Consider the following 11,141-nt stretch of genomic DNA (forward strand, 5'->3'; position numbering starts at 1 on the left):
TTCCGTTTCGTACTGTCGCAAGTCGAAACGTAGCCGGGCTACGGCGTGTTCTGCGTATCAGCCCTGGTCAGCGACCCACGGAAGCGACAGGAGAGCCAAAAATCTGCACACCGGGCCTTGACGGACATCCCAGGTGCTGGGGTGTCCAGTTCAGTCCACCGACAACCGCCCCTCCTCCTCCGGCAGGAGTTCAGCGACGATCTCGATCCCCAGCGCGTACGCCGGCGCACCAGCCGTGACCAGCGCCGTCTCGGCGACTCCGACGAGGTCGGCGAGGTCGGCACCGGAGTGGAGTGCCCCGCGGGCGTGGATCCGGGCGGGTCCCGGGCGGCCGAGTGCCAGCAACTGGCCGAAGTGCACGAGCTGCTGGACCCGGGCGCCGAGCGGGTTGTCGGTCAGCACGATCTGTCGCAGTGCCATGAAGGCTTCCTCGGTGGGCAGTCGGCCGAGGGTCCGGGCCACCCGCAACCGGTCCTCCGCGCCGGGCGGCACGGTGCCGAGCGTCGAGCGGAAGCGCTCCCGCAAGGCCTCTGCGCGCTGGGCTTCGTCCCTCACGACGATGCCGCCCGGGCCATCGACGCCCGCACCGCCTCCAGGGCGCCCTCCGGGAAGTCCACCGCGCCACCCAGCGCCCGGGCGGCAATCTCCGCCTCCGCGCTCTCCTCGATCGCCATCACCAGGTGTGCGGCCTCCTGCGGGTCGGCGCCGAAGACCAGCAGGCCGTGGTTGGCCAGCAGTACCGCGGCCGTGGTGGGGCGCCGCTCCAGGACCTCGGCGACCCCGCGGACCGAGACGTCGGAGCCGCGCGGCCCCCAGGGCACCACCGGCACCTCCTCGGCCTGCCCGAAGCGCAGCATCGGCTCGGTGCGACACGGCAGCGGCCGGTGCGCCACCGCGAAGGCGGTCGCAGCGGGTGAGTGGGTATGGATCACCGCGCCCACCTGCGGGCGGGTGCGGTAGACGATGCTGTGCATGGCGATGATCTCGGCTCCGGCCGCCTGCAGTTGGCCGTCCAGCACCCGGCCGTGGAGGTCCAGGGTGGCCAACTGCTCGGACTTCAGATCGCGCACCCACCCCGGGGAGAGCAGGAAGCGCTCGTCGTCGAGCCGCACGCTCAGGTTGGCGTGCCCGGAGTGCGACATCACCCCCGCGACGAAGAGCTTCCTGGCCGTCTCGACCAGCTGGTCCTCCCGCTCGATGGTGTCCGTCATCGCAACCTCCAGGTGTTCCGTCCGGCGGCGGCTGTGGTGCCGCCGGCTCGTTACCCGAAGCCTCCGACTTGAACTAAGGTTTAAGTCAAGCGTCCAGCCAGGAGTCGGGGGAAACGACGTGCTGATGACCATCGGCCGCCTCGCCGAGCTCACCGGGGTCCCGGCGTCCGCCATCCGCTTCTGGGAACGCCACGAGCTGCTCCCGCCGCCCGAACGCCAGGGCGGCCAGCGCCGCTACCCTCCGGAGGCCGTCAAGCGCATCGTGCTGCTGCGCAAGTGCCAGCAGGCCGGCCTCACCCTGGCCCAGATCCGCGAGTTCCAGCAGGACCAACCGCGCCGGGCCGCGATGATCCGCACCAAGCTCGCCGAGATCGAGCAGCTCATGGTCGACCTCGACCACGCCCACCAGCTGATGTCCCACGCCCTGCGGTGCAGCAAGACGGACATCCTCAACTGTCCGACCTTCAGCGCCCAGATGGCGAGTTGGCGACAGCCGTCCTGAGTGATCGCCGTCCGGTGCCGGCAGTGGCGACGTCCGGGTGGACGGAACCTGCCGCTTCTGGCGCGGCGCGGCGAGTTTCGTTCCGGCCGGGAGCAGGGCGGCGGCTTCGCTGCGGCCTGCCGTGGTCAGGCAACAGAGCTCGCGATTGTCCGGCAGGCACAGTTCCTCCCGCACCCTCCCGGCCTCCTGGAGGTCGAGGAGTGCGTCGCGGGTCGCCCTGTCGCCGCGCAACGGGTGCGGGCCGAGCACCGCTCACGCTCGGCTTCCTTGCGCGCCTGCCGAGCCCGCTCGGCAGCGAGCAGCTGGGGGCTGACGGAGCGCTGGCAGCGGAACAGCCATCTGTGGTCGTCGTGGAGCAGGACCGCGCACACCCGCACGCGGACCGGCCCAGTGCCCGCGCCGCCGGGCCACCGGATCGCGGGTGACGACACTGCTCGCCCCCGACCGGAGCCGAAGCGACCCGCGGACCGCACAGCCCGGACGACATGCGGTGAGGTTCCGAACTTTCCACACCAGCCCCGGGTACTACAGGTGGGAACCACGGGCGTCCACAGAATGGAGGCCGTAGCCGGCCGGGCTACGGCCTGTCGGCGGCACCATCCCACAGTCGGAGTAGAACCGAATGGCTCTGACCGTCAGACCGGTCCGCCGGGCGAGATCACGATCGAGTAGAGCGTGTCGCCGTCGCTGCCCTCACCCTCGCGCCTCCCCCTGGCGGAGACTCAGGCCCATCCGCCTGCCAGCAGCGAACCATCTCATCCACAAGTCTTGACAACTCCTCCGACCGAAGGATCACTCATCAGTCCTCGTCTCTGGGGCACGTCCGTCGTGCATGTGCCCTCACGCCCCTCGCACCGTTGGCCGCTGCTGCAGAACCCCAACTTCCGGCTCTTCGCCCTGGGCCAGACGGCCTCCAACACCGGGACGTGGATGCAGAAGGTGGCACAGGACTGGCTGGCCCTGGAGCTGTCACACGGTGACGGCACCGTCCTGGGCACCACCACGGCCCTGCAGTTCCTGCCACTCCTGCTGCTCGGCTCCTACGGCGGCGTCATCGTGGACCGGCACTCCAGATGGCAGACCCTTCTCGTCTCCGAGGCGATCATGGCAGCACTCGCCCTGATCCCCGCCGTGCTCGTCGTGACCGGAACAGCCCGCCTGGACGCCCTCTACATCGTGGCCCTGGCGCTCGGGCTCACCATGGTCGTCGAGAAACCAGCCCTGCAGGCGTTCCTCGCGGAATCCGTCGCACCGGCGCAGCTGGTCAGCGCCCTCGCCTTCAACAGCGCGGTTCTCAACCTCGCCCGCATGGCAGGCCCCGCGCTGGCCGGCCCCCTCATCGTCCTCTTCGGTCCCGGTCCCGCCTTCCTCGCCAACGCCCTCTCCTACCTGGCAGTGATCGTCTGCCTGCTGCGCATGGACCGCCGAGCCGTCCATCCCGCCCCGCCGCTTCCCCGCGCGAACCGACAAGTACGGGCAGGCCTGCGCTACGTCCGCGACCGCCCCGACCTCGCACTCACCCTCACCCTCGTCGCGATCGTCGCCGCGATCGGCATGAACTTCCAGATCACCACCGCACTGATGATCACCCACACCTACCATGCCCCGGCGGCGGTGTTCGGGCTCGGCAATGCCGCCCTGGCCGCTGGCTCGGTGATCGGCTCGCTGCTGGCCGGGTACCGTCAGCGGGTAACCGGCCAGCAACTGGCGGCCGCCGCACTCGCCTTCGGGCTGCTGGAAGCCGCGTGCAGCCTGATGCCCGGCCACATCACCTTTCTGGTGCTGCTCGTACCGACGGGAACCGCACTGCTGCTGTTCCTCACCGCGGCCAAGGCCCGGCTCCAGCTTGGCGTCAGCGATGACATGCGCGGACGGGTGATGAGCCTGTATCTGCTCACCTCTTTCGGCACCACACCACTGGGCGCCCCTTGCATCGGATGGATTGCCCAGACGGCTGGCCCCCGGACCGCGCTCGCTCTGAGCGGAGCCGTATGCGCCGCCGCGGCCGGCACCATCGGCGTGCTCTACCCACGCTTGCCAACCATCACGCGGCACCGAGCCGATTGAACCCAACGGAAAGGCCGATGGGCCGCAGTGCCGACTCAACAACCCGAGATCATCTCAATGTGGTGTTAGTACTCCAGCGTGACTTCGTGATCTCGCGCTGAAGCCGGGTGGGAACGGCAACGGCCACCGCGTGATCATCGGGGGTTGTGTGGACTCCTGAAGATCAAGCGGTGGCCGCGGGTCACAGCGTAGACGCCGCCCGATGGCGGGCGATGTTCGACCAGGCCATGGCCCGGATCGCAGGCCGGTTCCGCCGAGTGAAGCCACGAGCGGGGCCAGGCCGGGCACCACGCCGGGTCGATCTGGTCCAGGGCGGCCTTGCGGTCGGCGGTCAGCGGCCCCGGTCCAGTCGAGGCCCGGCGCCGCGTTCCCCCGGACGTGGCGGGCACAGGCGAGCGGAGACAGCCGGGAGCCGTTCCTGGGGCGCTTCTCGGCGGGTACTGAGCCCGGCCGGGGTCAGCGCCAGTCGAGGCCGGGCGCGGCGGCCGCCCATCGTGAGCAGGCGTACGCCCGCTCGCAGGCGCTTGGTGTGCGAGCGGTCCTCACCCGTTCGGGCGATAGGCCCTGGCATGGGCGATTACCAGGGCCTGCTCTACATCGGATCGGTCGGCACCGGGGAGGACTCCGCACCCGGCTGACCGGCCCGACCGGACCAGCTGGTGCAGTCAGGCCGGTCCGGCGCTGGATGCGGCGGCCGGTTCGGTCTGTTCGATGCCGTCGACCATCACCACCACCCGGTCGGTGAGGGTCTGGGCGGAGAGTCCGACCATGCTCGTGCGCCACCGATACAACGGGCGCGGACAGACGGCACCCTGACGTCGAGCTGACCGGCCGGGCAGCGGGTGCCCCACGACCACGTCCCAGGATTCTGGGGTTTGTTCATGGCGCGTGGGCTACGTTGGTCGAGCGAGGTCGCGGTGCGCCAAAAGGTACGGAGGGAGACACTCGTGGCAGGTCTTGCCCGGATTGCGTTGGAGGGCGGGGGTTCGATCTTGGTCGAGTCGACCGTCGGATCCGAGGGGCCGGTGAAGGCCGGCCGGGTCGGCGAGGCGATCAGGGACCTGCCGGTGAGTCTGCAGGCGGCGCTGGAGCCGGTCGCGGCTGCGGCCCGGACGATGGCGAAGCAGCTCCGGAACGCAGGTCCCGCCGAAGTTGAGGTTGAGTTCGGGGTCGATCTGGCCGTGCAGGCCGGGGCTGTGATCACCAGGACCGGGGCGAACTGTCATCTCAAGGTGACGGTGACCTGGAAGTACGACCAGGACGACCGAGGTGACCGGGACAAGCGGCCTAACCGGGGCTGCCAGGAAGACCAGGACGAAGAGGTCTGAGCTGCGCGATGGACGGTACTGCATCTCGCGGCGTATCAGGGTCGGATATGTCTGCCGCGGTGGCTCAGATCCTGAGCGGGGACGGCGATGTGGTGGGGGCGGGCTTCCTGGTCGGTGACCGCGCGTTGGTCACCTGTGCACATGTAGTGGAGGACGCCGGAGGGGGGCCGGGGGCGAGGATCCGACTCGGCTTTCCCCATGTACCGGGCGCCTCGTTGATCGAGGGGGTGGTCGATGCCGCGCTGTGGCGGCATCCCCGGGAGCAGGACGTCGCCATCGTGCGGCTGGATCAAGCTCCGCAGGACGTGCCGGCGCTGGCTTTGGCGTCCGCGGCGGGCTGCCGCGGGCACCGGGTGCACTCGTTCGGTTTCCCGCTACAGGCCCCCGAAGGCGGCCACTTCGGCTCCGGCGTGGCCGGCAACATGCTGCCGGACTCAGGCTCGGGCAGGCTGCTGCAGCTGACCGATGCGAACGACCTGACGACCGGGTTCAGCGGCGCGCCGGTGATGAACGAGATCAGGAGCCGGGTGATCGGCATGGTCACCGCCATCGCCATTCCCGACGATTACCTCAGGGGCCAAGGTATTGCCTATGCGACGCCCACCGAGGTCCTGCGGGAGGTCTATCGCGACCTGGCGGTGCAGGAGGTGGTCCCCTACCTTCACCTCAAGTCGTTCACCGAGCAGGACGAAAAGTGGTTCCACGGCCGCGACTCCGCGGTGGAACCACTGTTGAAGAGTCTGGAAGAGCATCGGGGTGCACTGCTGCTGGGGCCTTCCGGGTCGGGTAAGACATCCCTGGTTCAGGCGGGCCTGCTGCCTGAACTGGCCGACGGCAGGCGTCTGGGGGGCGACCAATGGCTGCCGTTGCTTCTGCGCCCGGGCGGGAACCTGGCTGCCGAACTGGAACGGGCACTGCCCGGGATCGGGGCGAAGGGCATCGTCGCGGCCGCCAGGCGCAAGCTGGCCGACAAGCCCGACTACGGGCGCCTGCTCGTGGTCGTCGACCAGTTCGAGGAAGTACTCACCGGCCCCGACATCGGCGGCCAGGCGCTGGGCGGTTCCAGGGCCGCCGCCGTCCGGCAGCTCGCCGAGGCGTTCCGCGCGGAGCATGCTCCGCTCAGTGTGATCCTGGTCATGCGTGACGACTTCTATCCGCGGCTCGCCGCGTTTGCCCCTGACCTGCTAGATGCCGCGCCGCGCCCGGTCAATGTGCCCGCCACGCTGAGCGAGCAGGAGCTGCGCGAGATCATCACGAAGCCTGCCTTGAGCGCCGGCTCCGGTTTCGAAGCCGGCCTGCCTGCTCGGATCATCGGTGACCTCCTGGCTGGTGACGGCGATCAGACCGGCACAGCGGCCCGGCGTGCACCGGTCACGCTGCTGCCGCTGTTGGAGCTGGCACTCACCCAGCTCTGGGAGCAGCCCCACGACGGCTACCTGACGCACGACGCGTATCACAACATCGGGGAAGTCACCGGCAGCCTCGCCTCATGGTGCAACAAGGTGCTCCGCGAACTGCCATCCGACGAGCAGAGAAACATCGCGCAGTGCGTACTCACCGCGCTGGTGCGTCCCGCCGACGAGGCCCGCACGGTCCCCGACACGCGGCAGCGGCGCCCCGTCGGAACTCTGCGCGAGCTGGCAGCTGGCACCATCCGCGCCGGGCAGGACGGCACATCCGCAGGCCGCGATGTCGACGACGTTCTGGAGGAGCTCACCGCCGCCCGGATCATCACTATCCGAACCGAAGGCGCCGACGGGCACAGCGCTGGTAAGCAGCCCGTTGCCGAACTGATCCACGAGTCAGTCATCCGCTTCTGGCCGGAACTGCGCCGCTGGGTCACCAAGGACCGGCAATTCCAGGACTGGCTGAGCCGGGCGAGCGACCAGCAGCGTCGATGGGCCAAGTCGGGGAAACCCGGGGACCTGTTGGGGGCTACCGATCAGGCCGAAGGCGACAAAGCGAGGAAGTCACGGGCTCTTCCGCGCGAGATCGCCGAGTTCCTCGACGCTGGCTCCGCTGCCGCACGCGCCCGGATCCGCAGGACTCACCGCGTGATCGCGGGATTGGTTGCGCTGACGGTACTCGCCGTGGTCGGGGCCGCAGTCGCCTGGGGCTTCGAGCGGGCGGCGCGGCACGAAGCAGCGGTCGCAGTTTCAGACGAACTAGCGCTCGAGTCGTTGAACCTGGATGCGACCGACCCGTATACCGCCCGTCAACTGGCCGTGGCCGCACAGGCCCTGTCCGGCACGGCCCAGGCCGGGCAGACCGAGGCCGAACTGCTTGTCAAGCAGCGCGGCACTATCATCACGCCCGATCGGCCGGTCTACTCCCTCACGTACAATCAGCAGGGCAATGTGATGGCCAGCGCGGGTGGCGACGGCACCGTGCGTCTGTGGAACACGGTGACTCAGCGTCAGATCGGGTCCATCATCGCCGGTGCGGGCGGAGTCAACGTTCCGGAGGTCGTCTTCAACCGCGCTGGCACGCTGCTGGCCACCGCGGGTGACAACGGCACGGTCCGCTTATGGGACCCCGCCACCCGACAGCGGGTCGGGGCCGTGATGACGGCCACCGACAACGGCAGCGCGGTCCTGCGTATCGCGTTCGATCCCGCGGGCACGTTGCTGGCCACCGCGGGCGGCGACGGCACCGTGCGGCTGTGGAACACGGCCACCGAGCAGCAGGTCGGCGCGATCACGCCAGCGGCTGGCGTGCCCGTCTCGAGCGTCGCGTTCAGCCCCGGCGGCGCTTTGCTGGCCACGGCAGACGACACCGGAAGCGTCCGGCTGTGGAACACGGTGACGCGCACGCAGGTGGGGGTCATCTCGGGTGGCCCGAACGGTCCTGTGGGCATCGCGTTCGATCCCGCGGGCACGTTGCTGGCCACCGAGGCCGCCAACGGCACAATCCGCTTGTGGAACACGGCCACCCAGCAGCAGTTCGGCACCACCATTGCCGCCACCGCGGGTTCCGGCGCTGGGTCGGGCCTGTCCTTCAACGCGAGCGGCACGTTGCTGGCCACCGCGGCCGGCAACGGCACAGTCCGGTTGTGGAACACGGCTACCCAGCAACAGGTCGGGATCACGATCACGGCGACCAGCGACAAAAACATCGTCTGGGATGTGGCGTTCAATCCGGCCGGCACGGTGCTGGCCACCGCCGGCGGCGACGGGATCATCCGCTTCTGGAACCCCGTGACCCAGCAGCTCGAGAACTCGAGCATCACGGCTTCCGCCCAGGGAGGCGCCGTGTCGGCCATCGCGTTCAACCCGACGGGCACGCGGCTGGCCATCGCCGAGAGCAACGGCACGGTCCAACTGTGGAACCCGGCCACCGAGCAGCAGGTCGGGACCACGATCACGGAAAGCTCCGCCGTGTCTGCGGTCGCGTTCAACCCGACGGGCACGCGGCTGGCCGTCGCCGAGAGCAACGGCACGGTCCAACTGTGGAACCCGGCCACCGAGCAGCAGGTCGGGACCACGATCACGGAAAGCTCCGCCGTGTCTGCGGTCGCGTTCAACCCGACGGGCACGCGGCTGGCCGTCGCCGAGAGCAACGGCACGGCCCAACTGTGGAACCCGGCCACCGAGCAGCAGGTCGGGACCACGATCACGGCAACCGGAAACGGACCCGGTGTCACAGAGCTCGCGTTCAACCCGACGGGCACACGGCTGGCCACCGCCGGCGGCGACGGGACCATTCGCCTGTGGAACACGGCCACCGGCCTGCCGGCGGGGCCAACGATCAGGGTGGGCTCCACCGTGTCCGCGGTCGCGTTCAACCCTGCCGGGACGCTGCTGGCCGGGGCGCAGGGTGATGGCAGCGTGGGCTTGTGGGACCCGGCCAACGGACAGCCGGCTGGCCCTGCGATCACCGTGGCAGCCGACAAGAGCATCGTGTGGGACGTGGCTTTCGACCCGAGCGGCACGCTGCTGGCCACCGCGAGTGCCGACGGGGCCGTCCGGTTGTGGGATGCGGCCACCGGACAGCCGGCAGGGGCCGGCGGAACGCTCACCGTGGGCGGGGCCGCGTTGAAGGTGACGTTCGACGCACACAACGGACTGTTGGCCGCGGCGGACGGCGACGGGACCGTGACGCTGCTCGATGCCGCGGACCTGACCGATCCACAGCCCGTGCTGTGCGCCGCATTCGGTCTGCCCTCCAACGCGGTGTGGTCGCAGTATGTGGGCACCGCGATCCCCGAACCCGCCAAGTGCTGACGAGGAACGAGACGGGATGCGGCGCCCAGGCGCCAACACTGCCCCGGGCCTGCCCCTCCGGGTCAGTCTTCTGTGGACCTCGCCCCTCCCTGGGTCGCCTTGATCTCCTCGAGCCAATCAGTGTCGGCGCCGACGTCGAAGGAACAACGCCGTCCCGGTGCCTAGGACCACGACCGACCCTGCGGACACGGCCATCACGAGCGTCGAAGATTTCGTGGGCTGCGCGCCACCCCCGCCAGGCGTGGTGGAACCTGACACGCCGGAACTGCCCGATGCCGAGCCCACCGGTGACGCAGAGCCGGGCGAAGCGGAATCGGAGGTCCGTGTCGTCCCGGTCGGGCTCGCGGAGCCGGAACTCGGCGGCACAGTGGTCGGGGACGGCCCGTGGGTGGTCGGGGACGGCCCGTGGGTGGTGGGCGACGGCCCGTGGGTGGTCGGGGACGGCCCGTGGGTGGTCGGGGACGGCCCGTGGGTGGTCGGAGACGGCGAGGTACTGCCGGGCTGCGGTGCGCCTGAAGTGGCAGGCGCGGAGAGGACCGGGAGGCTGTAGAGGACTCCAGTCCCCGCGGCGAGCGTGCACGAAACCGCGATAGGGCCGACCGGCTCGCTCCCGTTACTGGCGATGGGGGTCACCTGGGCTTGGAGGCTGGTAAAGGTGATGGTGGCGGTGCCGGGCTGGGTGTAGGTCACCGGGGGGAAGGTGCCGAAAGCCTTCACGGTGACCTCGTCGGAATCGGCGATGGGCGTGTCGGGGATCACCATCTGCACGGTCTTGCTCTGGTTGCCTTGGGCTGAGGTCGCGGTGGTGACGGCCTGGCCGCTGCCCTCGACGCTGGTCGCGCCGGTCGCGCCGATGGCGATGCCAATGACGGGTGAGTTGGCAGTGACCGTGGCGGTGAGCTCGACCGCGGGCGTCGGAACGCCGACTGTCGCCGAGTCCGGGGCGTTGGCCTGCACCACGGCCGTCATGGGCACGTCGCCATAGACGGATGAGCAGTTGAATTGGAGCGTCACTTGCACGCTCGTCGCCGCCGCGGTGCCGATGCTCGTGCCGTTCACGACGGCCAACGCCAAGACACCTGCGGTCAGCACGGCGCGCACGGCCGGGTGCTTCGCGGTGCTGGTGCCGGGATCGTCTATCACGGAGGCACGCTCTCGTTCCGAGAGGGCGGCCAGCGCGGCGAGCGCGACGCCGAGTGCTGAGGCCAGTCCCCAGCGGATCGCAGGATCTTTCAGCATCGACGGCAGGATGACGGCCCCGCACAGCCAGGCGGGAACCGCGAAAGCCCCGACCGTCACCCCCGCCGCCACTGCCCACCGCACGTTTCGCCGCACGCTACCCCCTCGATCCCAGCCGTCACGTCCACGACCAACCATGGCACGAACTCACCGGCCCCAGGCCGCTTTTCATCCTCACACCTGCCCTGGCCGAGGGACAGGCTACGACGCCTACGGCCTGTCCGGGCTGCGCACCCGCAGCGGCCGGTACCCGGACGGGTCGAGCTTGGCCAGCTCGCTGTCGACCTCCACCGTGATCGACCCGTGGTAGTTGACGTTCTCGTTGTGCGCGGGGGAGATGTGAGTGACCTTCCCCTCGTAGCGTAGAGGCTGTGACTGAAGGGGAAGTTGGGAGTCATGGCGGAGAAGAGGCGGAAGTTCGACGCGGAGTTCCCTGAGGGGGCTGTGCGGATCGTCGCCGAGATCGGGAGGTCGGCGGCGGAGGTGGCGCGGGAGCTGGGGATCAACGAGACCACCCTGGCCACCTGGGTCTGCCGGGCATGGAAGGCCGGCGGTGACGGCACGCTGGGCG

General features: G+C 69.7%; 8 protein-coding genes and 1 pseudogene. 5 read left to right on the forward strand and 4 right to left on the reverse strand.

What is annotated here, in order from left to right:
- Positions 1–150: 150 nt before the first annotated feature.
- Positions 151–555, reverse strand: a complete 405-nt coding sequence (locus ACZ38L_RS36455) for a carboxymuconolactone decarboxylase family protein (protein WP_465701826.1) — start codon at positions 553–555, stop codon at positions 151–153.
- Positions 552–1,211 (reverse strand): class II aldolase/adducin family protein, encoded by a 660-nt coding sequence (locus ACZ38L_RS36460; protein WP_465701828.1) that lies wholly within the window; start codon positions 1,209–1,211, stop codon positions 552–554. Before ACZ38L_RS36460 ends, ACZ38L_RS36455 begins: the two co-directional genes overlap by 4 nt.
- A gap of 124 nt (positions 1,212–1,335) precedes the next feature.
- Between ACZ38L_RS36460 and ACZ38L_RS36465 the strand changes: the two genes are divergently transcribed.
- Positions 1,336–1,713, forward strand: coding sequence for a MerR family transcriptional regulator (locus tag ACZ38L_RS36465; RefSeq protein ID WP_465701831.1), 378 nt, complete (start codon positions 1,336–1,338; stop codon positions 1,711–1,713).
- 543 nt (positions 1,714–2,256) lie between these two features.
- Here ACZ38L_RS36465 and ACZ38L_RS36470 read toward each other — a convergent pair.
- Positions 2,257–2,378, reverse strand: a pseudogene (locus ACZ38L_RS36470) (helix-turn-helix domain-containing protein); the annotation flags it as partial.
- 169 nt (positions 2,379–2,547) lie between these two features.
- On the opposite strand from ACZ38L_RS36470, the gene ACZ38L_RS36475 reads away from it, so the two are divergent.
- The 3 genes from ACZ38L_RS36475 (at position 2,548) to ACZ38L_RS36485 (ending at position 9,331) form a co-directional block, all read left to right on the forward strand.
- Complete coding sequence (locus ACZ38L_RS36475) at positions 2,548–3,780, forward strand: MFS transporter (protein WP_465701837.1); 1,233 nt, start codon at positions 2,548–2,550, stop codon at positions 3,778–3,780.
- 881 nt (positions 3,781–4,661) lie between these two features.
- Positions 4,662–5,108, forward strand: a complete 447-nt coding sequence (locus tag ACZ38L_RS36480; RefSeq protein ID WP_465701840.1) for a CU044_2847 family protein — start codon at positions 4,662–4,664, stop codon at positions 5,106–5,108.
- Between the two features lie 59 nt (positions 5,109–5,167).
- Positions 5,168–9,331, forward strand: coding sequence for an nSTAND1 domain-containing NTPase (locus tag ACZ38L_RS36485; RefSeq protein WP_465701833.1), 4,164 nt, complete (start codon positions 5,168–5,170; stop codon positions 9,329–9,331).
- A 117-nt stretch (positions 9,332–9,448) separates the two neighbouring features.
- On the opposite strand, the gene ACZ38L_RS36490 is transcribed toward ACZ38L_RS36485, so the two are convergent.
- Positions 9,449–10,666, reverse strand: coding sequence for a hypothetical protein (locus ACZ38L_RS36490; protein ID WP_465701835.1), 1,218 nt, complete (start codon positions 10,664–10,666; stop codon positions 9,449–9,451).
- 300 nt (positions 10,667–10,966) lie between these two features.
- Here ACZ38L_RS36490 and ACZ38L_RS36495 point away from each other — a divergent pair.
- The coding region (locus ACZ38L_RS36495; protein WP_465701842.1) for a transposase at positions 10,967–11,141 on the forward strand (175 nt) is incomplete at its 3' end.

The organism is Kitasatospora sp. NPDC024654 (assembly GCF_055559155.1).

Excerpts from the sequence above, each read along its gene's own strand:
- ACZ38L_RS36465 (WP_465701831.1), top strand. The coding sequence starts at position 1,336 with ATGACCATCGGCCGCCTCGCCGAGCTCACCGGGGTCCCGGCGTCCGCC.
- ACZ38L_RS36480 (WP_465701840.1), top strand. The coding sequence starts at position 4,662 with ATGGCGCGTGGGCTACGTTGGTCGAGCGAGGTCGCGGTGCGCCAAAAG.
- ACZ38L_RS36460 (WP_465701828.1), bottom strand. The coding sequence starts at position 1,211 with ATGACGGACACCATCGAGCGGGAGGACCAGCTGGTCGAGACGGCCAGG.